The organism is Pseudorhizobium xiangyangii, from assembly GCF_020531965.1.
In the GTDB taxonomy this organism is placed as follows: Bacteria; Pseudomonadota; Alphaproteobacteria; order Rhizobiales; family Rhizobiaceae; genus Neorhizobium; species Neorhizobium xiangyangii.
On sequence record NZ_JAJAWH010000033.1, the window covers coordinates 1 to 26,293 of the forward strand.

General features: G+C 59.6%; 38 protein-coding genes. 34 read left to right on the forward strand and 4 right to left on the reverse strand.

What is annotated here, in order from left to right; genetic code table 11:
• From LH464_RS21515 to rplQ, 28 genes are all read left to right on the forward strand, one after another.
• Window positions 1-745: EF-Tu C-terminal domain-related protein (locus tag LH464_RS21515; RefSeq protein ID WP_255648568.1), on the forward strand; the 745-nt coding region annotated here is incomplete at its 5' end.
• A 268-nt stretch (window positions 746-1,013) separates the two neighbouring features.
• Window positions 1,014-1,322 (forward strand): 30S ribosomal protein S10, encoded by a 309-nt coding sequence (gene rpsJ / locus LH464_RS21520; protein WP_003507767.1) that lies wholly within the window; start codon window positions 1,014-1,016, stop codon window positions 1,320-1,322.
• 38 nt (window positions 1,323-1,360) lie between these two features.
• A complete protein-coding gene (gene rplC / locus LH464_RS21525) occupies window positions 1,361-2,002 on the forward strand; it encodes a 50S ribosomal protein L3 (protein ID WP_226788471.1) in 642 nt (213 codons plus the stop codon).
• A 13-nt stretch (window positions 2,003-2,015) separates the two neighbouring features.
• A complete protein-coding gene (gene rplD / locus LH464_RS21530; protein WP_226788472.1) occupies window positions 2,016-2,636 on the forward strand; it encodes a 50S ribosomal protein L4 in 621 nt (206 codons plus the stop codon).
• Window positions 2,633-2,926 (forward strand): 50S ribosomal protein L23, encoded by a 294-nt coding sequence (locus LH464_RS21535; RefSeq protein ID WP_226788473.1) that lies wholly within the window; start codon window positions 2,633-2,635, stop codon window positions 2,924-2,926. The genes rplD and LH464_RS21535 overlap by 4 nt, the downstream gene beginning before the upstream one ends.
• Window positions 2,927-2,937: 11 nt before the next feature.
• Window positions 2,938-3,774, forward strand: a complete 837-nt coding sequence (gene rplB, locus LH464_RS21540; protein WP_226788474.1) for a 50S ribosomal protein L2 — start codon at window positions 2,938-2,940, stop codon at window positions 3,772-3,774.
• Between the two features lie 13 nt (window positions 3,775-3,787).
• Window positions 3,788-4,066, forward strand: a complete 279-nt coding sequence (gene rpsS, locus LH464_RS21545; RefSeq protein ID WP_226788475.1) for a 30S ribosomal protein S19 — start codon at window positions 3,788-3,790, stop codon at window positions 4,064-4,066.
• 2 nt (window positions 4,067-4,068) lie between these two features.
• Window positions 4,069-4,458, forward strand: coding sequence for a 50S ribosomal protein L22 (gene rplV, locus LH464_RS21550; RefSeq protein WP_226788476.1), 390 nt, complete (start codon window positions 4,069-4,071; stop codon window positions 4,456-4,458).
• Entirely contained in the window at window positions 4,458-5,189 is a 732-nt protein-coding gene (gene rpsC / locus LH464_RS21555; RefSeq protein ID WP_226788477.1) for a 30S ribosomal protein S3, read from the forward strand. The genes rplV and rpsC overlap by 1 nt, the downstream gene beginning before the upstream one ends.
• 38 nt (window positions 5,190-5,227) lie before the next feature.
• Window positions 5,228-5,641, forward strand: a complete 414-nt coding sequence (rplP, locus tag LH464_RS21560) for a 50S ribosomal protein L16 (RefSeq protein WP_029620131.1) — start codon at window positions 5,228-5,230, stop codon at window positions 5,639-5,641.
• 12 nt (window positions 5,642-5,653) lie between these two features.
• A complete protein-coding gene (gene rpmC, locus LH464_RS21565; RefSeq protein ID WP_007531673.1) occupies window positions 5,654-5,854 on the forward strand; it encodes a 50S ribosomal protein L29 in 201 nt (66 codons plus the stop codon).
• Between the two features lie 11 nt (window positions 5,855-5,865).
• Complete coding sequence (gene rpsQ / locus LH464_RS21570) at window positions 5,866-6,102, forward strand: 30S ribosomal protein S17 (RefSeq protein ID WP_226788478.1); 237 nt, start codon at window positions 5,866-5,868, stop codon at window positions 6,100-6,102.
• A gap of 233 nt (window positions 6,103-6,335) precedes the next feature.
• On the forward strand, window positions 6,336-6,704 hold the full coding sequence (gene rplN, locus LH464_RS21575; RefSeq protein ID WP_003495199.1) for a 50S ribosomal protein L14: 369 nt from the start codon (window positions 6,336-6,338) through the stop codon (window positions 6,702-6,704).
• Between the two features lie 13 nt (window positions 6,705-6,717).
• On the forward strand, window positions 6,718-7,026 hold the full coding sequence (gene rplX / locus LH464_RS21580) for a 50S ribosomal protein L24 (protein WP_226788479.1): 309 nt from the start codon (window positions 6,718-6,720) through the stop codon (window positions 7,024-7,026).
• Window positions 7,019-7,576: a 50S ribosomal protein L5 gene (rplE, locus tag LH464_RS21585; protein WP_226788480.1), complete on the forward strand. Its 558-nt coding sequence runs from the start codon at window positions 7,019-7,021 to the stop codon at window positions 7,574-7,576. Before rplX ends, rplE begins: the two co-directional genes overlap by 8 nt.
• Before the next feature lie 33 nt (window positions 7,577-7,609).
• Complete coding sequence (gene rpsN, locus LH464_RS21590; protein ID WP_226788481.1) at window positions 7,610-7,915, forward strand: 30S ribosomal protein S14; 306 nt, start codon at window positions 7,610-7,612, stop codon at window positions 7,913-7,915.
• Between the two features lie 12 nt (window positions 7,916-7,927).
• Entirely contained in the window at window positions 7,928-8,326 is a 399-nt protein-coding gene (rpsH, locus tag LH464_RS21595) for a 30S ribosomal protein S8 (RefSeq protein ID WP_226788482.1), read from the forward strand.
• A 42-nt stretch (window positions 8,327-8,368) separates the two neighbouring features.
• On the forward strand, window positions 8,369-8,902 hold the full coding sequence (gene rplF, locus LH464_RS21600; RefSeq protein ID WP_226788483.1) for a 50S ribosomal protein L6: 534 nt from the start codon (window positions 8,369-8,371) through the stop codon (window positions 8,900-8,902).
• A 12-nt stretch (window positions 8,903-8,914) separates the two neighbouring features.
• A complete protein-coding gene (gene rplR / locus LH464_RS21605; protein ID WP_226788484.1) occupies window positions 8,915-9,277 on the forward strand; it encodes a 50S ribosomal protein L18 in 363 nt (120 codons plus the stop codon).
• A 119-nt stretch (window positions 9,278-9,396) separates the two neighbouring features.
• Window positions 9,397-9,966: a 30S ribosomal protein S5 gene (gene rpsE / locus LH464_RS21610; protein WP_226788485.1), complete on the forward strand. Its 570-nt coding sequence runs from the start codon at window positions 9,397-9,399 to the stop codon at window positions 9,964-9,966.
• Between the two features lie 11 nt (window positions 9,967-9,977).
• Window positions 9,978-10,190: a 50S ribosomal protein L30 gene (rpmD, locus tag LH464_RS21615; RefSeq protein ID WP_226788486.1), complete on the forward strand. Its 213-nt coding sequence runs from the start codon at window positions 9,978-9,980 to the stop codon at window positions 10,188-10,190.
• A 16-nt stretch (window positions 10,191-10,206) separates the two neighbouring features.
• Window positions 10,207-10,680, forward strand: coding sequence for a 50S ribosomal protein L15 (gene rplO / locus LH464_RS21620; RefSeq protein ID WP_226788487.1), 474 nt, complete (start codon window positions 10,207-10,209; stop codon window positions 10,678-10,680).
• A 226-nt stretch (window positions 10,681-10,906) separates the two neighbouring features.
• Window positions 10,907-12,247, forward strand: coding sequence for a preprotein translocase subunit SecY (gene secY, locus LH464_RS21625; protein WP_226788488.1), 1,341 nt, complete (start codon window positions 10,907-10,909; stop codon window positions 12,245-12,247).
• Window positions 12,244-12,894, forward strand: a complete 651-nt coding sequence (locus LH464_RS21630) for an adenylate kinase (protein ID WP_226788489.1) — start codon at window positions 12,244-12,246, stop codon at window positions 12,892-12,894. Before secY ends, LH464_RS21630 begins: the two co-directional genes overlap by 4 nt.
• 241 nt (window positions 12,895-13,135) lie before the next feature.
• Window positions 13,136-13,504, forward strand: coding sequence for a 30S ribosomal protein S13 (rpsM, locus tag LH464_RS21635; protein WP_226788490.1), 369 nt, complete (start codon window positions 13,136-13,138; stop codon window positions 13,502-13,504).
• A 133-nt stretch (window positions 13,505-13,637) separates the two neighbouring features.
• Window positions 13,638-14,027: a 30S ribosomal protein S11 gene (rpsK, locus tag LH464_RS21640; RefSeq protein WP_226788491.1), complete on the forward strand. Its 390-nt coding sequence runs from the start codon at window positions 13,638-13,640 to the stop codon at window positions 14,025-14,027.
• 174 nt (window positions 14,028-14,201) lie between these two features.
• Window positions 14,202-15,212 carry a DNA-directed RNA polymerase subunit alpha gene (locus LH464_RS21645; protein ID WP_226788492.1) on the forward strand — a complete coding sequence of 337 codons (1,011 nt, stop codon included), beginning with the start codon at window positions 14,202-14,204 and terminating at the stop codon, window positions 15,210-15,212.
• A gap of 137 nt (window positions 15,213-15,349) precedes the next feature.
• The gene (gene rplQ, locus LH464_RS21650) at window positions 15,350-15,775 is read left to right on the forward strand and encodes a 50S ribosomal protein L17 (RefSeq protein ID WP_226788493.1); all 426 of its coding nucleotides are present in this window, start codon (window positions 15,350-15,352) and stop codon (window positions 15,773-15,775) included.
• Window positions 15,776-15,864: 89 nt separating this feature from the next.
• Here rplQ and msrQ read toward each other — a convergent pair whose 3' ends face one another.
• Entirely contained in the window at window positions 15,865-16,506 is a 642-nt protein-coding gene (gene msrQ / locus LH464_RS21655) for a protein-methionine-sulfoxide reductase heme-binding subunit MsrQ (RefSeq protein WP_226788494.1), read from the reverse strand.
• A complete protein-coding gene (msrP, locus tag LH464_RS21660) occupies window positions 16,506-17,447 on the reverse strand; it encodes a protein-methionine-sulfoxide reductase catalytic subunit MsrP (RefSeq protein ID WP_226788495.1) in 942 nt (313 codons plus the stop codon). The genes msrQ and msrP overlap by 1 nt, the downstream gene beginning before the upstream one ends.
• A gap of 336 nt (window positions 17,448-17,783) precedes the next feature.
• On the opposite strand from msrP, the gene ilvD reads away from it, so the two are divergent.
• Entirely contained in the window at window positions 17,784-19,619 is a 1,836-nt protein-coding gene (gene ilvD / locus LH464_RS21665) for a dihydroxy-acid dehydratase (protein ID WP_226788496.1), read from the forward strand.
• 158 nt (window positions 19,620-19,777) lie between these two features.
• Here ilvD and LH464_RS21670 read toward each other — a convergent pair whose 3' ends face one another.
• Window positions 19,778-20,128, reverse strand: coding sequence for a lysozyme inhibitor LprI family protein (locus LH464_RS21670; RefSeq protein ID WP_226788497.1), 351 nt, complete (start codon window positions 20,126-20,128; stop codon window positions 19,778-19,780).
• 227 nt (window positions 20,129-20,355) lie between these two features.
• On the opposite strand from LH464_RS21670, the gene LH464_RS21675 reads away from it, so the two are divergent.
• On the forward strand, window positions 20,356-21,756 hold the full coding sequence (locus LH464_RS21675; protein ID WP_226788498.1) for a DegQ family serine endoprotease: 1,401 nt from the start codon (window positions 20,356-20,358) through the stop codon (window positions 21,754-21,756).
• Window positions 21,753-23,069 (forward strand): replication-associated recombination protein A, encoded by a 1,317-nt coding sequence (locus LH464_RS21680; RefSeq protein ID WP_226788499.1) that lies wholly within the window; start codon window positions 21,753-21,755, stop codon window positions 23,067-23,069. The genes LH464_RS21675 and LH464_RS21680 overlap by 4 nt, the downstream gene beginning before the upstream one ends.
• Before the next feature lie 3 nt (window positions 23,070-23,072).
• Here the strand turns inward: LH464_RS21680 and LH464_RS21685 are convergent, their stop codons facing one another.
• Entirely contained in the window at window positions 23,073-23,381 is a 309-nt protein-coding gene (locus LH464_RS21685) for a DUF1883 domain-containing protein (RefSeq protein ID WP_226788500.1), read from the reverse strand.
• A gap of 122 nt (window positions 23,382-23,503) precedes the next feature.
• Here LH464_RS21685 and LH464_RS21690 point away from each other — a divergent pair, with 122 nt between their 5' ends.
• The 3 genes from LH464_RS21690 (at window position 23,504) to LH464_RS21700 (ending at window position 26,216) form a co-directional block, all read left to right on the forward strand.
• Window positions 23,504-23,761, forward strand: coding sequence for a hypothetical protein (locus tag LH464_RS21690; protein WP_226788501.1), 258 nt, complete (start codon window positions 23,504-23,506; stop codon window positions 23,759-23,761).
• Window positions 23,762-24,073: 312 nt separating this feature from the next.
• A complete protein-coding gene (gene ftsZ, locus LH464_RS21695) occupies window positions 24,074-25,117 on the forward strand; it encodes a cell division protein FtsZ (RefSeq protein WP_226788502.1) in 1,044 nt (347 codons plus the stop codon).
• Window positions 25,118-25,583: 466 nt separating this feature from the next.
• Window positions 25,584-26,216 (forward strand): outer membrane protein, encoded by a 633-nt coding sequence (locus tag LH464_RS21700; RefSeq protein ID WP_226788503.1) that lies wholly within the window; start codon window positions 25,584-25,586, stop codon window positions 26,214-26,216.
• Window positions 26,217-26,293 lie beyond the last annotated feature (77 nt).

Consider the following 26,293-nt stretch of genomic DNA (forward strand, 5'->3'; position numbering starts at 1 on the left):
GGTTGAGCTCGAAGTTCGCGAGCTTCTGTCGTCCTACGACTTCCCGGGTGACGAAGTTCCGGTCATCAAGGGTTCGGCCCTGGCCGCTCTTGAAGATTCGAACAAGACGATCGGCGAAGACGCCGTTCGCGAACTGATGGCAGCGGTTGACGCCTACATCCCGACGCCTGAGCGTCCGATCGACCTTCCGTTCCTGATGCCGATCGAAGACGTGTTCTCGATCTCGGGTCGTGGTACGGTTGTGACCGGTCGCGTCGAGCGCGGCATCGTCAAGGTTGGCGAAGAAGTCGAAATCGTCGGCATCCGCGACACGTCGAAGACGACGGTTACCGGCGTTGAAATGTTCCGCAAGCTGCTCGATCAGGGCCAGGCCGGCGACAACATCGGCGCACTCGTCCGCGGCGTTGACCGTGCAGGCGTTGAGCGTGGCCAGATCCTGTGCAAGCCGGGTTCGGTCAAGCCGCACAAGAAGTTCATGGCAGAAGCCTACATCCTGACGAAGGAAGAAGGCGGCCGTCATACGCCGTTCTTCACGAACTACCGCCCGCAGTTCTACTTCCGTACGACGGACGTGACCGGTATCGTGTCGCTTCCGGAAGGCACGGAAATGGTTATGCCTGGCGATAACGTCACGGTTCAGGTTGAGCTGATCGTTCCGATCGCGATGGAAGAAAAGCTGCGCTTCGCTATCCGCGAAGGTGGCCGTACTGTTGGCGCCGGCATCGTCGCCTCCATCATCGAGTAATCATAATTAGGCAAGCGGCGTAAATCGCCGCTTGCTTATGACATGAAAATGTAGCAAATGGCGCGCGAGCGCTATTTGTCCCTGCTTCGCATTGGGGCAGGGAACGACATTCAATAATAAGGTGGGCTGAAAGGCCCAAAGAGTGGAAAGGGATGCCGCACCCCGGTGTCTCCTTCGATCTTTGAAACCGGTGGTCCGCCTTAGGTAGAAGAGCAACCCGTGCCGTTTCGTTAGGCACGTGGCTAACAGACAACAAGGATAACGTCGAATGAACGGCCAAAATATCCGCATTCGCCTGAAGGCATTCGATCACCGTATTCTCGACGCTTCTACGCGCGAGATCGTGTCGACGGCGAAGCGCACCGGTGCTAGTGTCCGGGGCCCCGTTCCGCTTCCGACCCGAATCGAGAAGTTTACGGTTAACCGGTCCCCCCACGTCGACAAGAAAAGCCGCGAGCAGTTCGAGATGCGCACCCATAAGCGCCTTCTCGACATCGTAGACCCGACGCCACAAACGGTAGACGCGCTGATGAAGCTCGATCTCGCCGCCGGTGTCGATGTTGAGATCAAGCTCTGAGACTCCGGTCTTCGAGCTGAGTGAGAAGGATTGAACCGATGCGTTCGGGTGTAATTGCACAGAAAGTGGGAATGACCCGCGTCTACAACGACGCTGGGGAGCACGTCCCTGTAACGGTACTGCGGTTGGAAAACTGCCAGGTCGTTGCTCAACGCACCAAGGAAAAGAATGGCTATACGGCTGTTCAGCTGGGTGCGGGCACGGCAAAGGTAAAGAACACGACGAAGGCCCTGCGTGGCCATTTCGCCGTAGCCGAGGTTGAGCCTAAGGCCAAGCTCGTCGAGTTCCGCGTATCTGAAGACAACATGATCGACGTTGGCACCGAGCTTACGGCCGGCCACTTTGCTGCTGGTCAGCTGGTGGACGTGACGGGTACCACGATCGGTAAGGGTTTCGCTGGCGCCATGAAGCGCCACAACTTCGGTGGTCTGCGTGCCACGCACGGTGTGTCCGTTTCGCACCGTTCGCATGGTTCGACCGGTTCCAACCAGGATCCGGGCCGCGTCTGGAAGGGCAAGCGCATGGCTGGTCACATGGGCCAGACGCGCATTACCACGCAGAACCTTGAAGTCGTCTCCACCGACGAAAACCGTGGCCTGATCCTCGTCAAGGGTGCCGTTCCCGGCTCCAAGGGCGCCTGGATCGTGGTTCGCGACGCCGTCAAGTCGGCCGCGAAGTAAGGGAGCCAAGCAAATGGAATTCAACGTCAAGACCCTCGAGGGCAAAGACGCTGGCAAGGTCTCCCTTTCGGACGAGATCTTCGGCCTCGACCCCCGCGAAGACATCCTGGCCCGCATGGTTCGTTGGCAGCTCGCCAAGAAGCAGCAGGGTACACACAAGACCAAGACCCGTGCCGAAGTTTCGCGCACTGGTGCAAAGATGTACAAGCAGAAGGGTACGGGCCGCGCTCGTCACCATTCGGCTCGTGCTCCGCAGTTCCGCGGCGGCGGCAAGGCTCACGGCCCGGTCGTCCGCAGCCACGCTCACGATCTTCCCAAGAAGGTTCGTGCGCTCGCTCTGCGCCACGCCCTGTCTGCCAAGCTGAAGGCTGAAGACCTGATCGTCATCGACAATCTGGTTGCCGCCGAAGCAAAGACAAAGGCGCTTGCCGGTTCGTTCGCGTCGCTCGGCCTCACCAACGTATTGTTCATTGGTGGTTCCGAACTCGACAGCAACTTCAAGCTCGCTGCTCAGAACATCCCTAACGTCGATGTTCTGCCGGTTCAGGGCATCAATGTTTACGACATCCTGCGTCGCGGCAAGCTCGTCCTGTCGAAGGCCGCAGTTGAAGCTCTAGAGGAGCGTTTCAAGTGACCGATCTTCGCCACTATGATGTGATCGTATCTCCCTCGATCACCGAAAAGTCGACGCTGGTATCTGAACAGAACCAGATCGTCTTCAACGTTGCCAAGGATGCCTCAAAGCCGCAAATCAAGGCTGCCGTCGAGGCGCTTTTCGGCGTGAAGGTCACGGCCGTCAACACGCTGGTCCGCAAGGGCAAGGTTAAGCGTTTCCGCGGCTTCATTGGTAAGCAGAAGGACGTGAAGAAGGCCGTCGTCACTCTGGCTGAAGGTCAGTCGATCGACGTCTCCACCGGTCTCTGAGGAACAGAACAATGGCATTGAAAAGCTACAATCCGACGACCCCGAGCCAGCGTCAGCTGGTCATCGTGGACCGGTCCGGCCTTCATAAGGGCAAGCCGGTCAAGGCGTTGACGCAGGGCCTGTCCTCCAAGGGCGGTCGTAACAACCTGGGCCGGATCACTGTCCGCTTCCAGGGTGGTGGTCACAAGCGCACCTACCGTCTCGTTGACTTCAAGCGTCGCAAGTTTGACGTCGAGGGCACGGTCGAGCGTCTGGAGTATGACCCTAACCGTACGGCGTTCATCGCGCTGATCAGCTATGCAGACGGCGAGCAGGCCTACATCATTGCTCCTCAGCGTCTTGCTGCTGGTGACAAGGTCATCGCCTCCGAGAAGGCTGTCGATGTAAAGCCCGGCAACACCATGCCGCTGCAGTACATCCCGGTCGGCTCGATCGTTCACAACGTTGAGATGAAGCCGGGCAAGGGCGGCCAGATGGCCCGCTCCGCCGGCACCTATGTCCAGCTGGTCGGTCGCGACCAGGGCATGGCCATCCTTCGTCTGAACTCGGGCGAGCAGCGCCTGGTGCACGGCACTTGCCTTGCATCCATCGGTGCTGTATCGAACCCGGATCACGGCAACATCAACGACGGCAAAGCCGGTCGTTCGCGCTGGCGCGGTAAGAAGCCGCACGTTCGCGGCGTTGTCATGAACCCGGTTGACCATCCGCACGGCGGTGGTGAAGGCCGCACCTCCGGTGGTCGTCATCCAGTTACCCCGTGGGGCAAGCCCACCAAGGGCAAGCGCACGCGCTCGAACAAGTCCACCGACAAGTTCATCATGCGTTCGCGCCACCAGCGCAAGAAGTAGAGGAAGTCAGGAAATGGCTCGTTCAGTTTGGAAAGGTCCGTTTGTTGACGGCTATCTTCTCGCGAAAGCTGAGAAGGTGCGTGAAGGCGGACGTAGTGAAGTAATCAAGATGTGGAGCCGTCGCTCCACCATCTTGCCGCAGTTCGTCGGTCTGACGTTCGGCGTTTACAACGGCAACAAGCATGTGCCGGTAAACGTCAACGAAGACATGGTCGGACACAAGTTCGGTGAGTTCGCTCCCACCCGTACCTATTACGGTCACGGCGCGGACAAGAAGGCGAAAAGGAAGTAACGATGGCGAAGGCTAAGACCGAACGCCGGCTGAAGGACAACGAGGCACAGGCGGTAGCCCGCACGCTTCGCGTCAGCCCGCAGAAGCTCAACCTCGTTGCAGCCATGATCCGTGGCAAGAAGGTTGATCGCGCCCTGGCAGAGCTGGAATTCTCGCGTAAGCGGATTTCCGGTTCGGTGAAGAAGACTCTCGAGTCTGCGATCGCCAACGCCGAAAACAACCATGACCTCGACGTCGACTCGCTGATCGTTGCGGAAGCATACGTTGGCAAGTCGATCACCATGAAGCGTTTCCACGCTCGCGGTCGCGGCCGTGCTTCTCGCATCGAGAAGCCTTTCGCGCACCTGACGATCGTTGTTCGCGAAGTCGAGGAAAAAGGGGAGGCCGCATAATGGGTCAGAAAATCAATCCAATCGGCTTCCGCCTGGGCATCAACCGTACCTGGGATAGCCGTTGGTTCGCCGACAATGCAGAGTACGGCCAGCTCCTCCACGAAGACCTGAAGATCCGTGCATATCTGATGCAGGAACTGAAGCAGGCTGGTATCGCCAAGGTGGTTATCGAGCGTCCGCACAAGAAGTGCCGCGTCACGATCCACTCGGCTCGTCCTGGCCTGATCATCGGCAAGAAGGGCGCGGACATCGAGAAGCTTCGCAAGAAGATTGCAACGATGACCAACTCCGAAACGCACCTCAATATCGTTGAAGTGCGCAAGCCGGAAGTTGACGCGACGCTGGTTGCCCAGTCGATCGCTCAGCAGCTCGAGCGCCGCGTGGCTTTCCGCCGTGCGATGAAGCGTGCTGTTCAGTCCGCAATGCGTCTTGGCGCCGAAGGCATCAAGATCACCTGCGGTGGCCGTCTCGGTGGTGCCGAAATCGCTCGTACCGAATGGTACCGCGAAGGTCGCGTTCCGCTTCACACGCTGCGCGCCGACATCGACTACGGTACGGCTGAAGCCGTAACCGCATTCGGTATCTGCGGCATCAAGGTCTGGATCTTCAAGGGCGAAATCCTTGAGCACGATCCGATGGCGTCTGAGCGCCGGGCGCTTGAAGGCGATGCGCAGGGTCCTGCAAGCCGCGAACGCGGTGACCGCGGTGACCGTCGTCGCGAAAACGCTTGATAAACGCTGGCGAAAGATAAGCTCGGAGAAGTAAGAAAATGTTGCAGCCAAAGCGTACGAAATTCCGCAAGCAGTTCAAGGGTCGCATCAAAGGTGTAGCCAAGGGCGGTTTCGACCTGGCATTTGGTGAGTTCGGCCTGAAGGCTCAGGAGCCTAACCGCGTCAATGCACGTGAGATCGAAGCGGCTCGCCGCGCGATCACACGTTACATGAAGCGCGCCGGCCGGGTCTGGATCCGGGTATTCCCCGATGTTCCAGTCACAGCCAAGCCGACTGAAGTGCGTATGGGTAAGGGCAAGGGCTCGGTTGAATACTGGGCATGCAAGGTCAAGCCCGGTCGTATGATGTTCGAGATCGACGGTGTATCCGAGGAGATCGCCCGCGAGGCGCTTCGTCTCGGCTCGGCCAAGCTCTCGGTCAAGACGCGCTTCGTACAGCGCATCGCAGAGTAAGGAGAAGGCACGATGAAAGCCGAAGAAGTTCGCGGCCTCACGGCCGACCAGCTCAAGGACAAGCTCGCCGACCTGAAGAAGGAGCAGTTCAACCTGCGCTTCCAGAAGGCCACCGGTCAGCTCGAGAAGTCCTCGCGCATCAACGAAGTCCGTAAGGACATCGCCCGCGTAAAAACCATTGCCCGCCAGAAGGCGGCAGAAGCCAAGGCCTAAGGAAGAACAATATGCCGAAACGCATTCTGCAGGGCGTCGTAGTATCCGACAAGAACGAGAAGACCGTTGTTGTCCGCGTCGAGCGCCGCTTCGCTCACCCGCTGCTTCAGAAGACGGTCCGCCGTTCCAAGAAGTACAAGGCGCACGACGAAAATAATCAGTACAAGGTAGGTGATGTCGTTTCCATCCAGGAATGCGCACCGATCTCCAAGGACAAGACCTGGACAGTTGTCGCTGCCCAGGCCTAAAACGACCAGGATTTTCCGCCAGGCTCTTGCGTCTGGCGGAGAATCCTGTATTTAGCACGCCACTGGCGTCGAACGCTCGGAAACGGGCGTTCTTTTGCTTTGAGCGCACGGAAGGTCCCTTTCAGGGAAACCACCTTGGCAGACCCATCCCGCGCACATCGAAATTCTGTCCATAGCCGGCCCTGGGCGCTTCTGCGTCTGGTTGGTCGGTCATTAGAAAAAGGCGACCTGACATGATTCAGATGCAAACAAACCTCGACGTGGCGGATAATTCCGGCGCACGTCGTGTAATGTGCATCAAGGTGCTGGGCGGCTCCAAGCGCAAGTACGCTTCGGTCGGCGACATTATCGTCGTTTCGATCAAGGAAGCTATTCCGCGTGGCCGCGTGAAGAAGGGCGACGTGATGAAGGCGGTTGTTGTGCGTACCGCTAAAGACATCCGTCGCGCCGACGGCAGCGTCATCCGCTTCGATAACAACGCAGCGGTACTCATCGACAACAAGAAAGAGCCTATCGGTACCCGTATCTTCGGACCGGTTCCGCGCGAACTTCGCGCCAAGAACCATATGAAGATCATCTCGCTGGCTCCAGAAGTACTCTAAAGGAGCGATAGCGATGAAAAAGATCCGCAAGGGCGACAGCGTTGTCGTATTGACAGGCAAGGACAAGGGCCGCACCGGCGAAGTCCTCCAGGTCCTGCCGAAGGAAGACCGCGCCGTTGTGCGTGGCATCAACATGGTGAAGCGTCACCAGCGCCAGACACAGGCGCAGGAAGCCGGCATCATCAACAAGGAAGCGTCCATTCACCTGTCGAACATCGCGATCGCAGCGAAGGACGGCAAGCCGACTCGCGTTGGTTTCTCTGTCGTTGACGGCAAGAAGGTGCGTGTAGCCAAGCGTACGGGAGATGTGATCGATGGCTGAGGCAAAGTATGAGCCGCGTCTCAAGGCGGAATATGTTTCCCGTATTCGCGGCGCGCTGAAGGAGCAGTTCTCCTTCGCAAACGAAATGATGATCCCCAAGCTGGATAAGATCGTCATCAACATGGGCGTAGGCGAGGCAACGGCTGATTCGAAGAAGCCGACTATTGCTGCTGCCGATCTCGCTGCAATCGCTGGTCAGAAGCCAGTGATCACGCGCGCTCGCAACTCCATCGCTGGCTTCAAGGTCCGCGAAGATATGCCGATCGGTGCGAAGGTTACTCTTCGTGGCGCCCGCATGTATGAATTCCTTGACCGTCTGATCAACATCGCGCTCCCGCGCGTTCGCGACTTTCGCGGCTTGAACCCGAAGAGCTTTGACGGCCGTGGCAACTTCGCCATGGGCATCAAGGAACACATCGTGTTCCCTGAGATCAACTACGACAAGGTTGATCAGATGTGGGGCATGGACATCATCGTTTGCACGACGGCCAAGACCGACGACGAAGCACGGGCTCTTCTGAAAGAGTTCAACTTCCCGTTCCGTCAGTAACCGTAACGACGAGCGTAGAAAAGGAACTACGATATGGCGAAGACCAGCGCAGTTGAAAAGAACAAGCGCCGCCGCAAGACGGTTGCTACCCAGGCTGTGAAGCGTGCAGCTCTGAAGGCAACCATCATGAACCAGGGGCTGTCCATCGAGGAACGGTTCCAGGCAACCCTGAAGCTCGCATCGCTGCCGCGCGATGGCTCGAAGACCCGCATTCGTAACCGTTGCGAAGTCACCGGCCGCCCGCGTGCATTCTATCGCAAGCTCAAGATGTCGCGTATCGCGCTTCGTGAGCTCGGCAACGCCGGCAAGGTGCCTGGCATTGTCAAGTCGAGCTGGTAAGGAGACGGATACATGACTATGACTGATCCGTTGGGCGATATGCTCACCCGCATCCGCAATGGCGCCGCCCGCCGCAAGTCGACCGTCTCGACGCCTGCTTCCAAGCTGCGCGCTCGCGTCCTCGACGTACTGCAGGCTGAAGGCTACATCCGCGGTTATTCGGAAGTTGATTACGGTAACGGCAAGTCCGAGATCGAAATCGAACTGAAGTACTACGAAGGCGCATCGGTGATCCGTGAGATCGGCCGCGTGTCTAAGCCGGGCCGCCGGGTTTATGTCTCGGTAAAGTCCATTCCGCAGGTCGCGAACGGCCTCGGCATCACCATCCTTTCTACTCCTAAGGGTGTGATGGCCGATCACCAGGCTCGCGAACAGAACGTTGGTGGCGAGGTTCTTTGCTCTGTCTTCTAAGACAGGGCAGGGATCTCCATAGCGAACAGACAGGATACAAAAATGTCTCGTATCGGTAAGAAGCCCGTTCAGGTTCCTGCTGGTGTTACGGCTACCGTTGATGGCCAAAAAGTGACTGCCAAGGGCCCTAAGGGCGAGCTGGTCTTCGTTGCAAACGACGAAGTAAAGCTTGAATTGAACGACAACGCCGTTTCGGTGACCCCGATCAACGATTCCAAGGACGCCCGCTCCAAGTGGGGTATGTCCCGGACGATGATCGAGAACATCTTCAAGGGCGTGAAGGACGGTTTCGAGCGCAAGCTTGAGATCAACGGCGTTGGTTATCGCGCGTCGTTGCAGGGTACAAACCTGCAATTGGCTCTCGGTTTCAGCCATGATGTGGTTTATCAGCCGCCGCAGGGCATTTCGATTGCCGTGCCGAAGCCGACGGAAATCGTCGTCACCGGCATCGATAAGCAGCAGGTCGGTCAGGTTGCAGCGGAAATCCGCGAATACCGTGGTCCCGAGCCCTACAAGGGCAAAGGCGTCAAGTACGCCGAGGAACGGATCGTCCGCAAGGAAGGCAAGAAGAAGTAAGGATCACGCGAAATGGCTAGCAGGAAACAAGCACTTGCAAAGCGCGCGAGCCGCGTGCGCCGCCAGATTAAGGCGGTTGCCAACGGCCGTCCGCGCCTGTCGGTTCATCGCTCGTCGAAGAACATCTACGTCCAGGTCATTGATGACGTGGCCGGCCGCACTCTCGCAGCCGCATCCACGCTCGACACTGACCTGCGCTCCAAGCTGAAGACTGGTGCGGATGTTGCAGCAGCTGCCGCAGTCGGCAAGCTGGTTGCAGAGCGCGCCGGCAAGGCTGGTGTGAAGGAAGTCGTGTTCGACCGCGGCGCGTTTATTTACCACGGCCGCATCAAGGCCCTGGCTGAAGCTGCCCGCGAAGGCGGTCTGAGCTTCTAATGAATTTCGCCCGGCGTCTTGAGTGACGCCGGGCGAAAAGCGGTTCTGCCGCACCGATCCATGTTCGGATCGCCCCGTAACCCGCCGATTGCACCCGGAAAAGAAAAAGGAAAAGGACAATGGCACAAGAAAGAAGAGGTTCTCGCGACGATCGCCAGAACCGCGAAGAGCGCGATAGCGAATTCGTTGACAAGCTGGTCGCGATCAACCGCGTCGCAAAGGTCGTCAAGGGTGGCCGTCGCTTCGGCTTTGCTGCTCTCGTCGTCGTCGGCGACCAGAAGGGCCGCGTAGGCTTCGGCCATGGCAAGGCACGTGAAGTGCCGGAAGCTATCCGCAAGGCAACTGAAAGCGCCAAGCGCGATCTGATCTTCGTACCGCTGCGTGACGGCCGTACGCTGCATCACGACCTGAACGGCCGCCACGGCGCCGGCAAGGTTCTGCTGCGCGCCGCTAAGGCCGGTACCGGTATCATCGCAGGTGGTCCGATGCGCGCCGTTTTCGAAACGCTTGGCGTTCACGACATCGTCGCCAAGTCGACCGGTTCGTCGAACCCCTACAACATGGTGCGCGCAACCTTCGACGCTCTGAAGCATCAGATGCATCCGAAGGATGTCGCAGCCCAGCGTGGCATTAAGTATGCAACGCTTCAGGCTCGTCGCGCCGCTTCCGGCAACTCTTCGGAAGAATAAGGAGAGCGATCATGGCCAAGAAAGCTATCAAGGCAGACGCCAACAAGACGGTTACGGTCGAACAGATCGGTAGCCCTATCCGCCGCCCGGCTGTACAGCGCCAGACGCTGATCGGTCTCGGCCTCAACAAGATGCATCGGGTCCGCACCCTGGAGGACACTCCTTCGGTTCGCGGCATGATCCGTGCTGTCCAGCATCTCGTTCGCGTCGTCGACGAGAAGTGAGACGGGGGAAACCATCATGAAACTGAATGAAATCAAAGACAACGAAGGCGCTTCGAAGGACCGTACCCGCGTAGGTCGCGGTATCGGCTCGGGCAAGGGCAAGACCGGTGGTCGCGGTGTAAAGGGTCAGAAGGCTCGTTCCGGCGTTTCCATCAACGGCTTCGAGGGCGGCCAGATGCCGATCTATCGTCGCCTGCCGAAGCGCGGCTTCAACAACATCTTCTCATCTGACTTCGTGACCGTATCGCTCGGCCGCATTCAGACTGCGATTGATGCCAAGAAGCTCGACCCGAAAGGAACGATCGATGCTGCTGCCCTGAAGGCCGCTGGCGTCATCCGTCGCGTACGGGACGGCGTCCGGATCCTGTCCGACGGCGAACTGAAGGCGAAGGTCACGATCGAAGCCGCTGGCGCCTCCAAGGCTGCTATCGAGAAGATCGAGAAGGCCGGCAGCTCCATCAAGCTTCCGGAAGCCCCGGCCGCCGAATAAATCGTTTAGAATCGCCCGGAGTGCTTCACACCGGGCGATTTTTCTCCCATATGTGAGCCTCACGATTCCGGGACCGATCGCACGGTCGCGCTTTCCGGAACCATACGGAAAACTGGGTGAGGCACAGATTGCAGTAGCGATCCCCGCCCGTTTTTGAAGATGAATTCAGACTGCTTTCCGGGTCCGGCATTACCCCGCCGCTGGAAATGGTCAGGCGGAGAGATGCATGGCTTCTGCAGCGGAACAACTTGCCTCCAATCTTAATTTCTCGACCTTCGCCAAAGCGGAGGATCTGAAGAAGCGACTGTGGTTTACGCTGGCTGCGCTTCTGGTGTATCGTCTGGGGACGCATATTCCGCTGCCCGGGCTGAACCCTGAAGCCTATGCACAGGCCTTCCGGGGCCAGGCTGGCGGCATCCTCGGCCTCTTCAACATGTTTGCCGGCGGCGCCGTCGAGCGTATGGCGATCTTCGCGCTCGGCATCATGCCGTATATTTCCGCGTCGATCATCGTGCAGCTGATGACGTCTGTCGTACCTTCGCTCGAAGCCTTGAAAAAGGAAGGCGAGCAGGGACGCAAGATCATCAACCAGTACACCCGTTACGGTACCGTGCTGCTCGGCACGCTGCAGGCCTACGGCATTGCAGTCGGCCTCGAAAGCGGCAGCGGCCTTGTTCTCGATCCGGGCTGGTTCTTCCGCATCTCGACTGTCGTCACGCTGCTCGGCGGCACCATGTTCCTGATGTGGCTCGGTGAGCAGATCACGGCGCGCGGCATCGGCAACGGTATTTCGCTCATCATCTTTGCGGGCATCGCCGCAGGTCTTCCGACGGCTCTTGCTGGAACGCTGGAACTCGGCCGTACCGGCGCTCTGTCAACGGCGTTGATTTTGACGGTTATCGTGGTCGCCATCGGCGTCATCACGCTCATCGTCTTCGTGGAGCGCGCGCAGCGCCGGCTTTTGATCCAGTATCCGAAGCGCCAGGTCGGCAACCGCATGTTCCAGGGCGACACATCGCACCTGCCGCTTAAGCTGAACACCTCCGGCGTTATCCCGGCGATCTTCGCGTCGTCGCTGCTTCTGCTGCCGGCAACAGCCGCGGGCTTCGCCAGCAATTCCGAACTGCCAAACTGGGCAACGACCATCATTTCGGCGCTCGGCCACGGCCAGCCCGCCTTCATGGTCCTCTACGGCCTGCTGATCGCATTCTTCGCGTTCTTCTACACGGCGATCGTCTTCAATCCGAAGGATACCGCCGACAACCTGAAGAAGCATGGCGGCTTCATTCTGGGTATCCGTCCGGGTGAGCGCACCGCGGAGTATATCGACTACGTCCTCACGCGCATCACTGTCGTTGGTGCCGTTTATCTGGTCTTCGTCTGCATTCTGCCGGAGATGCTGGTTGCCCGCACAGGTGTGCCATTGGCACTTGGTGGTACTTCGCTTTTGATCGTGGTCAGTGTAACCCTCGATACGGTTGCCCAGATTCAGGGTCATCTTGTTGCCCAGCAGTATGAGGGGCTGATCAAGAAATCGAAATTGCGTGGAGGAAAGAGGGGACGATGAGATTGATTCTTTTGGGGCCGCCGGGCGCGGGTAAGGGGACCCAGGCCCAGCGGATCGTGGAGAAGCACGGGCTACCGCAGCTCTCCACTGGCGACATGCTGCGTGCGGCTGTTGCCGCTCAGACGGATGTCGGCAAGCGCGCCAAGGAAGTCATGGATGCCGGCAAGCTGGTATCCGACGATATCGTCATCGCCATCGTCTCCGAGCGAATCGATCAGCCGGACTGTGCCGATGGTTTCATTCTCGACGGTTTCCCCAGGACCCTGATCCAGGCGGACGCCACAGAGAAGATGCTGAAGGACAAGGGTCTCGACCTTTCCGCCGTCATCGAGCTCCGCGTCGATGACAAGGAACTCATTCGTCGAGTCTCGGGCCGATATTCCTGCGCACAGTGTGGGACGGTCTATCACGACTCGGATAAGAAGCCGGCAGGCGAGGGCGTCTGCGACAAGTGCGGTTCTACCCACTTCAAGCGCCGCCCGGACGACAATGCCGAGACCATGACCCAGCGCCTTGAGGTCTACTACAAGGAAACCTCGCCGCTGATCGGCTACTACTATGCCAAGGGCAAGCTGAAGACGGTCGATGGCATGGCGGAGATGGATGCGGTGACCGCAGACATCGAGAAAATCCTGTCGGCCCTCTAGGGCCGTCATCTGACTGTTAAAGAATCTTGGCGGGGCCGGTTGCTATTTTTTACCGATTCCGCTAAACACCGCGCCAACTCGCGACAGCATATGCGATCGGTGCGGAACTCCCGATAAGGGTTTCCGGTTCGGATCGTTTTGAACTGTTCCGGATATCAATTGAACTGGCGGCCGCACAGCGGCTGCTTTCATGGAATAGCACCACTTGCCGGATGGCAACTGGAACGCAAGGAGAATAGGCGTGGCACGTATCGCTGGCGTCAACATCCCGACTGCGAAGCGCGTTGTTATCGCGTTGACGTATATTCACGGGATCGGCTCGAAGTTCGCACAGGAAATCATGGACAAGGTTGGTCTTCCGGCCGACAAGCGCGTCCATCAGCTGACGGATTCCGAAGTCCTGCAGATCCGCGAAACCATCGACCGTGATTATCAGGTTGAAGGCGATCTTCGTCGCGAAAACTCGATGAACATCAAGCGTCTGATGGATCTCGGCTGCTATCGCGGTCTGCGTCACCGTCGTGGCCTTCCGGTCCGTGGTCAGCGCACGCACACCAACGCCCGCACCCGTAAGGGGCCGGCGAAGGCGATCGCAGGTAAGAAGAAGTAATTTCCCGGTTTTCCGGGTGAGGGAGGCTGGCGCTCGGTCGCTGGCCTCTTTTTGAGTTGGTGCCTGGTGTAATAGTCAGGCCCGGTGGAGCCGCTGGAACTACGGCGGTGTCGAGATCAACGAAAGGAAGAACATGGCCAAGGAAGCCACTCGCGTTCGTCGTCGCGAACGCAAAAATATCACGTCGGGCGTAGCCCACGTCAATTCCACCTTCAACAACACGATGATCACCATCACCGATGCACAGGGCAACGCAATTGCCTGGTCGTCTGCTGGTGCCAAGGGCTTCAAGGGTTCGCGTAAGTCGACCCCATTTGCTGCTCAGATGGCTGCTGAAGACTGCGCCAAGAAGGCTCAGGAACACGGCATGAAGTCGCTGGAAGTTGAAGTTTGCGGTCCGGGTTCCGGCCGTGAGTCGGCTCTGCGCGCGCTGCAGGCTGCTGGCTTCATGATCACCTCGATCCGCGACGTGACGCCGATCCCGCACAACGGTTGCCGTCCGCGCAAGAAGCGCCGCGTCTGATCATTGGGTGCGCTCGCCCTCTGGCGGGCTGCATTGAACGTGGGTAATGCCGCCTTACTTCGCTCGTCGAGGTCTGGCGGTTTTGCCATAACGCCGAAGGGCATTGTCTTATTCGGTGCTTCTCATGCTCGGTTGCCACGATTGGATGGTGGCAACGAACGGAAGGTTTAAAACATGATCCAGAAGAACTGGCAGGAACTGATCAAGCCGAACAAGGTGGAGTTCACCTCGTCCGGCCGCACGAAGGTCAATCTCGTGGCAGAACCGCTTGAGCGGGGCTTCGGCCTGACGCTCGGCAACGCGTTGCGTCGCGTTCTCTTGTCGTCGCTGCGCGGTGCAGCTGTTACCGCCGTTCAGATCGACGGCGTTCTGCACGAGTTCTCGTCCATTCCCGGCGTTCGGGAAGACGTGACGGATATCGTGCTGAACATCAAGGAAATCGCCATCAAGATGGACGGCGACGATGCCAAGCGCATGGTCGTTCGCAAGCAGGGTCCGGGCTCCGTTACCGCCGGTGACATCCAGACCGTTGGCGATATCGAAATCCTGAACCCCAACCACGTGATCTGCACGCTCGACGAGGGCGCGGAGATCCGCATGGAGTTCACGGTCAACAACGGCAAGGGCTATGTTCCTGCCGATCGTAACCGCGCAGAAGATGCACCGATCGGTCTCATCCCAGTCGACAGCCTCTACTCGCCGGTCAAGAAGGTGTCCTACAAGGTGGAAAACACCCGTGAAGGACAGGTTCTCGACTACGACAAGCTGACCATGACCATCGAAACTGATGGCTCGGTCACGGGTGAAGACGCTGTAGCGTTCGCTGCCCGTATCCTTCAGGACCAGCTCTCTGTCTTCGTCAACTTCGACGAACCGCAGAAGGCAGCCGAAGAGGAAGCCGTTACCGAACTCGCGTTCAACCCGGCGCTCCTCAAGAAGGTCGACGAACTGGAACTTTCCGTCCGTTCGGCGAACTGCCTGAAGAACGACAACATCGTCTACATCGGCGACCTCATCCAGAAGACCGAAGCCGAAATGCTTCGCACTCCGAATTTTGGTCGCAAGTCGCTGAACGAGATCAAGGAAGTTCTGGCATCCATGGGCCTCCATCTTGGTATGGAAGTTCCCGCCTGGCCGCCGGAAAACATCGAAGATCTCGCCAAGCGCTACGAAGACCAGTACTAAGGCTGCACGCGCCCGCAAGGGCGCGTAAAGCTGGCCTTAGCAAACGAAACTCGCACATGTACCTTTATCCCGCAAAGCGGGGTGGTCATGCGCCCATTAGACTGCAGGCGGATGCTTGCAAGTAAAGGAGCCCAGAGATGCGCCACCAGAAAGCCGGCCGCAAGCTCAACCGTACCGCCAGCCACCGCAAGGCAATGTTTGCCAACATGGCTGCTTCGCTCATCACCCATGAGCAGATCGTAACCACGTTGCCGAAGGCGAAGGAAATTCGCCCGATCGTCGAAAAGCTCGTCACGCTGGGCAAGCGCGGCGACCTGCACGCTCGTCGTCAGGCTATCTCGCAGATCCAGGATCAGGACGCTGTCAAGAAGCTGTTCGACGGCATCGCTTCGCGTTACGCAAACCGCAACGGCGGCTACCTGCGTATCATGAAGGCTGGCTACCGCCAGGGCGACAACGCTCCGATGGCTGTCATCGAGTTCGTCGAGCGTGACGTTGACGCCAAGGGCGCAGCCGACAAGGCTCGCGTTGCTGCGGAAGCGGAAGCTGCCGAAGCCGCATAATTCATCCACGCGATGAACCTTTAAAAAGCCGGGTGGCAACACCCGGCTTTTTCTTGTCTGGCAGTCCGCAAGATTGGCGTTTCCCGGGTTCAGCGCGTCGCCTGCGCCACGCGGGACTTGCCCCGTTTCCAGCTCATGATCGGCTTCCTGACCGGCCGGTAGGCAAGCAGTGTGACCACCAGCGCAATGTGAATGAATGGTACGAATGTGATGGATTTCACCGCCAGGAAATAATGCAGAGCGCCGCCGAGCGCGACCGGATAGATCAGCTTGTGAAGCTCGCTCCAGCGCGGGCCAAGGCGCCGGATCGACCAGTTGTTCGACGTGAGCGCCAGCGGCACCAGGCATGCGATGCAGACCATGCCGATCGTAATATAGGGACGCTTGGCGATATCGGCGCCAATCGAACTGAAATCCAGGCGGCGGTCGAGGATCAGCCAGACGAAAAAATGCATCAGCACGTAGTAGAAGCCGAGTAGCCCTAGCGCCCGGCGGTATCTCAGCCAGTTGATGCCAAGAAGGTCACGCAGTGGCGTGATGGCGAGTGTCGCGATGATAAAGCGCAATGCCCATAAGCCCAGCAGATGCTGGAACGTCTTGACCGGATTGAAGCCGAGCCCGCCCGTGGCGCCCAGGTAGAAATACCAGGCGGCGGGACAGAGGCCGAACGCATAGAGCGCCCAGACGCTGGGACCATGCAGCTTGCGGGGCAGGGAGGGCCAGCTCGGCATCAGTAGTTCGCCTTGAGATCCATGCCTTCGTAGAGGCCGGCAACCTGCTCGCCGTAGCCGTTGAACGGCAGGGTCGGGCGGTTGGCAACCTTGAAGAAGCCGCCTTCACCGATCCGCTGCTCGGTCGCCTGGCTCCAGCGTGGATGATCGACGGCCGGGTTGACGTTGGAATAGAAGCCGTATTCGCGGGCGTTCGAATTCTTCCATGTGGTCTGCGGCTCTTCCTCGACCAGTGAAATCTTTACGATCGATTTGATGCTCTTGAACCCGTATTTCCACGGCACGACCAGCCGGATCGGCGCTCCGTTCTGGTTCAGCAGTGTCTCGCCGTACAGGCCGACGGCGAGGATAGTCAGCGGATGGCGGGCCTCGTCCAGTCGAAGCCCTTCGATATAGGGCCATTCGAGCGGCTGGAAGAGGCCGGTCTGGCCGGACATTTCCCCCGGGCGGACGACCGTCTCGAAGGAGACGTATTTGGCGCTCCCGAGCGGGTCGACCTGGTCGAGGATGGCGGAGAGCGGAAAGCCGATCCACGGGATGACCATCGACCATCCCTCGACGCAGCGCATCCGATAGGTTCGCTCTTCGAGGGCCAGCTTCATCAGTTCCTCTATGCCGAACTCCTTGGGCTTGCCGACCATTCCGTCGACCTTTACCGACCAGGGCAGCGGCTTGAAGTGCTGCGAATTCTGCGACGGGTCGCTCTTGCCCGTTCCGAACTCATAGAAATTATTGTAGGTCGTCACCGCTTCCTTGGGCGTCAGGGTCTCATCCGTCGCGAAGGGGCCGGGCGATGCGGTCAGCGGAGCTGCAAGCGCTCCACCGGCGCCGGCCAGCACGAAGCTTGCCGCAGCGGTCCCCATGAATTGGCGGCGGGACATGAAGATCGCGCGTGGCGTGATCTCGCAAGCCGGGATATGGGGCGGACGATAGGCTGGCATGACGATTCTCCTGGCGCAGCGATTCGAAAACGGTAGCGGTTTTCGGAAAGTACGATGCGCAAACTAAGATTCTACAGCGTCCCTGGTAGGCCTTGAATGGTGCAGGGCGCTGCAGGCAGCGGCTTTCTCTGCTATATCTAACGCGTGAGCCTTCGATTTGACAGCGGACCGTTGAGGGTGAGGCACCACGTTTGTGTGAGGCGTTGCGAGCGTACCGCTTTGGCCGGCCCTGATAGTGACACTCTAGGCCTGTTGGAGTAGAAAAGCCGCAAAACAGGGGCCTGCGCCGCCGCTTCGGTCGCGAGCGTGCCCGGGATGTGATCGAGGAAAAATACCATGCCAGCCTATCGTTCGAGAACCACGACCCACGGCCGCAACATGGCGGGCGCACGCGGCCTGTGGCGTGCCACAGGTATGAAGGACAGCGATTTCGGCAAGCCGATCATTGCCGTGGTGAACTCTTTCACGCAGTTCGTTCCAGGCCATGTCCATTTGAAGGATCTCGGCCAGCTCGTGGCGCGTGAGATCGAGGCAGCCGGCGGTGTGGCCAAGGAATTCAACACCATCGCGGTCGATGACGGTATCGCCATGGGCCATGACGGCATGCTCTATTCGCTGCCGTCGCGGGAGATCATCGCCGACTCGGTCGAATACATGGTCAACGCCCATTGCGCCGACGCCATGGTCTGCATCTCGAACTGCGACAAGATCACTCCCGGCATGCTCAATGCCGCCATGCGGCTGAACATCCCGGCCGTATTTGTTTCCGGTGGCCCCATGGAGGCCGGCAAGGTCGTCTTGCATGGCAAGACGGTTGCTCTCGACCTCGTCGACGCCATGGTCGCTGCCGCGGACGACAAGATGTCCGACGAGGACGTTCAGGCGATCGAGCGTGCGGCCTGTCCGACCTGCGGTTCATGTTCCGGTATGTTTACCGCAAATTCCATGAACTGCCTGACCGAGGCTCTCGGTCTGTCGCTGCCCGGCAATGGCTCCACTCTTGCCACGCACGCGGATCGCAAGCGCCTCTTCGTCGAAGCCGGCCATCTGATCGTCGATCTTGCGCGCCGCTACTACGAGCAGGACGACGACAGCGTCCTGCCGCGTACCATCGCGACCAAGGAAGCATTCGAGAACGCCATGGCGCTCGACATCGCCATGGGCGGTTCGACCAACACCGTCCTGCACATCCTCGCGGCGGCCTACGAAGGCGACGTCGATTTTACCATGGACGATATTGATCGCCTGTCGCGCAAGGTTCCGTGCCTCTCAAAGGTCGCCCCGGCCAAGAGCGATGTCCATATGGAAGACGTGCATCGCGCCGGCGGCATCATGCGCATCCTCGGTGAGCTTGAGCGTGGCGGCCTGTTGAACGCCGACTGCAAGACTGTGCACGAAGCGACGCTTGGCGATGCCATCAACCGCTGGGATATCACCCGCACCAATTCCGAATCCGTTCGCACCTTCTTCAAGGCTGCTCCGGGCGGCGTCCCGACCCAGGTCGCCTTCAGCCAGGAATCCCGCTGGGAGGAACTTGACACCGACAGCGACAAGGGCGTCATCCGGTCGGTCAAAAATCCGTTCTCGAAGGACGGCGGGCTTGCGGTCCTCTATGGCAACATTGCCTTGAACGGCTGCATCGTGAAGACCGCCGGCGTTGACGAATCCATCCTCAAGTTCACCGGTCCCGCCCGCGTCTTCGAAAGCCAGGATGCCAGCGTCAAGGCGATCCTCAACAACGAGGTCGTTGCCGGTGATGTTGTCGTCATCCGCTATGAGGGGCCTAAGGGCGGACCCGGCATGCAGGAAATGCTCTATCCGACGAGCTATCTGAAGTCGAAGGGGTTGGGCAAGGCCTGCGCTCTGGTTACCGACGGTCGTTTCTCTGGCGGAACATCCGGTCTGTCCATTGGCCACGCTTCGCCGGAAGCTGCCCAGGGCGGCACAATCGGTCTCGTCCGCGAGGGCGACATGATCGAGATCGACATCCCGAACCGCACCATCAACCTGCTGGTATCGGATTCCGAACTGGCTCATCGCCGCACCGAGCAGGACAAGATCGGCTGGAAGCCGGTGGCACAGCGCAAGCGCAACGTCACCACGGCACTGAAGGCTTACGCCGCCTTCGCAGCGAGCGCCGACAAGGGCGCGGTCCGGATTTTGCCGGAGTAGTAGAGAAACCGGCCAGATCAGGCAGAGCGACAGCGGCAGATGGTTCCGCATCGTTTGGGTACGCAATCCCAGGCGTTGCGGAGATCATCGATGCTCTCGAGCGTGGCAAGGCGCTGGTCGGCGTGATCTGAGGATCGCCGGCGTCAAGCCTGCCGCGCTCACAGGGGGCGGCTGAGGTTCGCGTAAGCTTCGTTCAGTTGTTTCATCCGTTCGTCATAGGCGGCCCTGATGCAATCGACGTCGGCGCCGCAGGCCTGGCGCTTGGAAAGCCACGCCGTCTGGTCGTCCTGCATCGTTCCCCGTGCGCCCATGGCAAGCAAGCCCGATAGCAGGTCGAACGTGGTGACCATCTTCACGTCCGCGTCGTTCAGCGCGCGGTTATCGCAGATCGCTTTCTCATCCGCAGCCAGTTCCGCCCTTTCGCAATCGAAGCTTGCCGCCGAACTGACATCGGCAAGAGAAAGGGAGCCAAGAAGGGCGAGGGACGAGGCAATCAGAAATCTTGGCATTGGCCACTCCTGCAACGGGATGTTCGGCAGGGTCTTGCGACATCCGCGAACGATAGTCCCATCGAGATAAGGCAGCCCGCCCAGATGGCCAGAAATTAGTCTTCATCCGCGGGCTTGCTATGACTATGTGTATGGGCGGAAAACGTGGCAGCCCGCGATGCGGCCACCTTTCCTTTCTAGCCTGCCGCGCTACAAACCGGGACGTATATTTCGCAATGAGGAATCAGATGACGAGCATTTGCACACGCCTGTCGGCAAGCCTGTTGGCCATCTCGCTGCTGCTGCCCACCAATGCCCTGGCGCAGGCGGAAAAGACGGTGCCGCAGAGCCGAGCAGAAATGCAGCTGTCGTTTTCGCCGTTGGTGAAGCAGACGGCCGGCGCCGTGGTAAATGTCTATGCCGAACGCAGGGTACAGCGACGGAACCCGTTTGCCGGCGACCCCTTCTTCGAGCAGTTCTTCGGCCAGCGCATGCCGAACCGTAGCGAGAAGCAATCGTCGCTGGGATCTGGCGTAATCGTCTCCGCCAACGGCCTTGTCGTGACCAATAATCATGTCATCGAAGGGGGAGATGATATCAAGATCGCCCTTGCCGATGGGCGTGAATTCGCCTCCAAGGTCCTGTTGAAGGATGAGAGCCTCGACCTCGCGGTCCTGAAGATAAGCGCAGAGGAGAGCTTTCCCGTCCTGCCGATCGGTGATTCCGATGCGGTCGAGGTCGGTGATCTCGTGCTCGCCGTCGGCAATCCGTTCGGGGTCGGTCAGACAGTGACGAGTGGCATCGTCTCGGCGCTTGCCCGCAACCAGGTGACGCCCGGCGATTTCGGCTTTTTCATCCAGACCGACGCGTCGATCAATCCCGGCAATTCCGGCGGCGCGCTGATGAACATGAAGGGCGAGCTGATCGGCATCAACACCGCGATCTTCTCGCGCGGGGGCGGCTCGAACGGCATCGGCTTTGCAATTCCGGCCAATCTCGCGAAGGTCTTTCTGGCAGCTGCCGAGAAGGGCGACCAGAGCTTTGAGCGTCCCTATATCGGCGCAACCTTCGAGCCGGTCACGTCGGACGTCGCCGAGGCACTGGGTCTGAAGGCTGCACGCGGGGCGCTCGTCGTCCGGGTGGTGGAGGGCGGTCCTGCGGATCAGGCCGGCCTCAAGCCCGGAGAGGTTGTGACGGCCGTCAACGGTGTTCAGGTCGAGCATCCCGATGCCCTCGGCTATCGCCTGACAACGGCGGGTCTTGGGCAGAAGGCGGCTCTGACGGTTAAGGGAGATAGCGCGCGCGAAGTCAGCCTTTCGCTTGATACCGCGCCGGAAACGCCCGCTCGCGACGAGCGGCTTCTCGAAGGACGCAATCCCTTTGCTGGCCTGCGGATTGCCAATCTGTCGCCGCGGCTTGCCCAGGAACTCCGCATGCCGCCCGAAAAGACCGGTGTCGTCGTTGCCGATGTGACCCGCGGATCACCCGGCAGCCGCCTTGGTTTCCAGCCGAAGGACATTATCGTTTCGCTGAACGGGGTCGCCGTGGAATCTACCGTCACCATGCAGGACATGCTCGATGAAGATCCGGGCTTCTGGCGCATCGAGATCGAGCGCGACGGGCAGCGCATAAAGCAGTTCTTCCGATGAGCGGTGACCTCTTCGCCCCGAACATGCCGGCGGAGATCGCCAACCGGCGGCCGCTTGCCGATCGCCTCCGGCCGCAGACGCTGGGGGAGGTGACGGGTCAGGAGCATCTGACCGGAGAGGATGGCGTGTTGCGCCGAATGATCGCCTCCGGCTCGCTCGGGTCGATGATCTTCTGGGGACCACCCGGCACCGGCAAGACGACGGTGGCGCGGCTGCTCTCCGGTGAGGCGGAGTTGGCCTTCGAACAGATCTCTGCGATCTTCTCCGGGGTCGCCGACCTCAAGAGAGTGTTCGAGGCGGCGCGGATGCGCCGCATGGAAGGTCGCCAGACGCTGCTCTTCGTCGATGAGATCCATCGTTTCAACCGTGCCCAGCAGGACAGCTTCTTGCCGGTCATGGAAGACGGCACCGTCATCCTCGTGGGGGCGACGACCGAAAATCCGAGTTTCGAACTCAACGCCGCTCTTCTGTCCCGGGCCCGGGTTCTGACCTTCAAGTCCCATGACGAGGAGAGCCTGGAGGAACTCCTGAAACGCGCCGAGCATGCAGAGGGCAAGCCGCTGCCGCTCGACGAGGACGCCAAGGTGACGCTTGTCCGCATGGCCGACGGTGACGGCCGTGCCGTGCTGACGCTTGCGGAAGAGGTCTGGAGGGCCGCGCGGGAAGGCGAGGTTTTCGACATCGAGGGGCTGACCCAGATCGTCCAGCGTCGGGCACCCGTCTACGACAAGGGACAGGACGGCCATTACAACCTGATCTCGGCGCTTCACAAGTCCGTCCGTGGCTCGGATCCCGATGCCGCGCTGTATTATCTGGCCCGCATGTTCGATGCCGGCGAGGATCCGCTTTATCTCGGCCGCAGGTTGGTGCGGATGGCAGTCGAGGATATCGGCCTTGCCGACCCGCAGGCGCTGGCGATCTGCAATGCGGCCAAGGATGCTTACGACTATCTGGGATCGCCGGAAGGCGAATTGGCGCTGGCGCAGGCCTGCGTCTATCTGGCGACGGCGCCGAAGTCGAATGCGGTCTATACCGCCTTCAAGGCTGCAATGCGCTCGGCAAAGGAAAACGGTTCTTTGCTGCCGCCGAAGCATATCCTCAACGCACCGACGAAGCTGATGAAGGGCGAGGGATACGGGGAAGGCTACCGCTACGATCACGACCAGCCTGATGCTTTTTCCGGTCAGAACTATTTTCCGGAAAGGATGGGGCGCCAGGTCTATTACGATCCGGCGGAGCGTGGTTTCGAGCGCGACATCCGAAAGCGGCTCGACTGGTGGTCGAAACTCCGCAAGGAACGCGGCGAGCCTTAGCTGCTAGGATGCCTTGCGCGGTACGGCGGTGGCGGGAGGGATAACCTTGACCGAGGAATCCGCCAGAACGTGATGGCCTTCCATGTCCACGATCACGTGCCAGTGACCGTCTTCCGGGATCACGAGCCGCACGGGCGATTTCTTCGCAACCCCGCCGATATATTTGAAATCGAGCAGTTCCCTGAACCGCTGGAAGTTACCCACGTTCATCATCCGCACGTTGTTGACCGTGTTCAGGGTCACTTCCACGACCGTGCCGGCACGCTGTCCCTTGATGTCATAATGGGTGAAACGGAAAGACGGCGCCGTCACAGTCTGCCTCCGAGTTGCGGCTGATAATCTTCTTCGCATATCGCACTGCGGTTAAAGAATGGTGGAACCAGATGGCCGTTCGCGGGTTTCCTTATCGACGAAACGACGAGCGGACTGCAAAAATGGAAGACATCCGTACGGATACCTACCTGAAGGCAATCATCTCGATGATGGTGAATGTCGTGGTTTTCGGGTTTGGCACCATTGCCATCCTGTCGATCCCCGCCCTGAACGACAATGCGAAGTACTTGTTGCCGGCGTGGATCGTCCTGTCCTTTGTGATCACGCCCTTCATCGCATGGCGTATCGCTCCCCGCATGCGGCTTCGCTACTGGCGCCGCCGCGAAGCGGAGAAAATGGCGCTTAGCGCTCAGAGATAACAAAAGGCAGCGTTCTTCCCCTGCCGCTGCCGAGAAACATAAAATGACCTCCAGTTTAAGCCCTGTCATCCACGGCAGGGCTTTCTCTTGTCCGGAAGGCGTCAAAGCGAATCTGCATCAATCGGATAGGCTTGTTTTCTAAATTAGAAAATTAGGAAGTTGAATCTGTTTCTCAGCAAGAAGGGGCTGGGGAATACGGCCGTATCTTGTTCTTTCGCCCATCCTCTGCCTTGTTGACGGCCTAATCTCACAATCGATTCGGCGCGCCGCGGATGGTGCAGCCGACCGGATAGTGGCGCAAAGGACCTCTCCATGTCGGAAGACAAGAAACACCTGATCAGGGAAATGCGGCCAAAGATCACTGTGATCGGCGTCGGTGGGGGCGGCGGCAACGCCATCAACAACATGATCGACGAGAACCTCGAGGGCGTCGAATTCATTGCCGCCAACACCGATGCGCAGGTTCTGGCAACCTCAAAGGCCTCGCGTCGCATCCAGCTCGGCACCGCCGTCACCGAAGGCCTCGGTGCCGGTTCGATGCCGGAAATCGGCCGGGCTGCGGCGGAAGAGTCGATCGACGAGATCATGGATCATCTCTCGGGCTGCCACATGTGCTTCGTCACCGCCGGCATGGGCGGAGGCACAGGCACGGGAGCGGCGCCCGTCATCGCACAGGCGGCTCGCAGTGCCGGCATCCTGACAGTCGGTGTCGTGACCAAGCCGTTCACCTTCGAAGGCAACCGCCGGATGAAGACGGCTGATGCCGGCATCGAGGAACTGCGCCGTGCCGCCGATACGGTCATCGTCATCCCGAACCAGAATCTCTTCCGTATCGCCGACGCCAAGACCACCTTCGCGGACGCCTTCATGACCGCAGACCGGGTATTGTTCTCCGGCGTTGGCTGCATCACCGACCTGATCGTCAAGGAAGGTCTGATCAATCTCGATTTCGCCGATGTGAAGTCGGTGATGAAGGGAATGGGACGGGCGATGATGGGCACCGGCGAAGCTTCCGGCGATGGCCGTGCTCTTGTCGCGGCGGAGGCGGCGATCGCCAACCCGCTGCTCGACGAGATCTCGATGAAGGGCGCCAAGGGCGTTCTGATCTCGATCTCCGGAGGCTCCGATATGACGCTCTTCGAAGTGGACGAAGCAGCAAGCCGTATCCGTGACGAGGTGATGGACGATGCCGACATTGTCGTCGGTGCGATCTTCGACCGCAGTCTCGACGGCAAGTTCCGCGTCTCTGTGGTTGCGACCGGGCTCGACGGAGGCCTGGGTGTTGCAGCAGCCGCGCCGCAGGTCAACGGCGCAGCGACCGAGGCCGTGGCGCCGGTACCACGCTTCCTGCAGTAGCGAGCAAGCCCGCGCGACTTGGTTGCCCTCGTTTCTTGCAAGGGCGCCTGCTTTCCCACACTTGCCCTGCCGGGCACCCTTCTCCCCGTTGCGACGGGGAGAAGGTGACTTGCGATGCGCGCCAGTCCCTCGCTCCGCCTGGGAGGAGTGGCGCAGACTGACACCGCACGAAACAGAACCCTCGACCGGATAATGGCGCCTTCTTCCAAGTTGTTGATTTTACGGTGGATCACTCCGTGAAATACGGGCGTCGCTGCCTGCTCTCGCGACAATGTTACACTTCTTGATCGGCGAACCAGCAAACGAAGGGTCGCGGTTAAGAGAGCGTTTATGAATTCATGAAAATCAGTAGGTACTTGCCGGCGGTAAGGCCCTTTTTGTTCAAGGGCAGCCAAGGCCGCTGTGCGGTGTGTAACCTGAGTAATTGCCTTCATCTTCAACATGCGGGCGCTGTACGGAGTAAAGCATGACCATGAACAAGAAGCCCTTCGCGCTGGCGATCCTCGCTGCATTCGCCGCTTCGCCTGTCCTCGCTGCCGACCTGACCTATTCGGATTCGCCTGTCTACGAGGAGCCGTCCGCTGCTCCTTCCGGCGGTTGGACCGGCGCTTACGTCGGTCTCCATGCCGGCTCCGCCTCCGAGCGCGTTAATCCATTTTCCGGCAACAAGGAATTCATGGGCGGCGTTCAGGGCGGTTACAACGCCGAAATGAACGGCTTTGTCGTCGGTGGAGAGCTTGAGCTTTCCCACATGGGCGACGTCGAAGTTGACGTTCCTGGCGGCGACCTCAAGGAGCGCTACCGCTTGGCTGCCAAGGCCAAGGCCGGCGCACCGATCGGTGACACGCTCATCTACGGTACCGCCGGCGTGGCGATGACCAGCCTGCGTGACACCAGCACTGCTGAAGGTCCCGACGGTTGGAAGCCGGGCTGGCTGCTGGGCGCCGGCATCGAGCAGAAGTTCAATCAGAACGTCTCCGGCCGTGTCGAGTACAACTACACCCGCACCGGTGATGTCCGCAGCTTCGACGGTGTCTCGACCTCCGAGACGAATGTCAGCGACCACACAATCAAGGCTGGCGTGAACTACAACTTCTAGTCTCCCGAAACGGATCTGCCTCCCTTGGTGGGGCAGATCCTCGCAGCCCGGAGCCCATCCCAACGGTTATTTTCTGC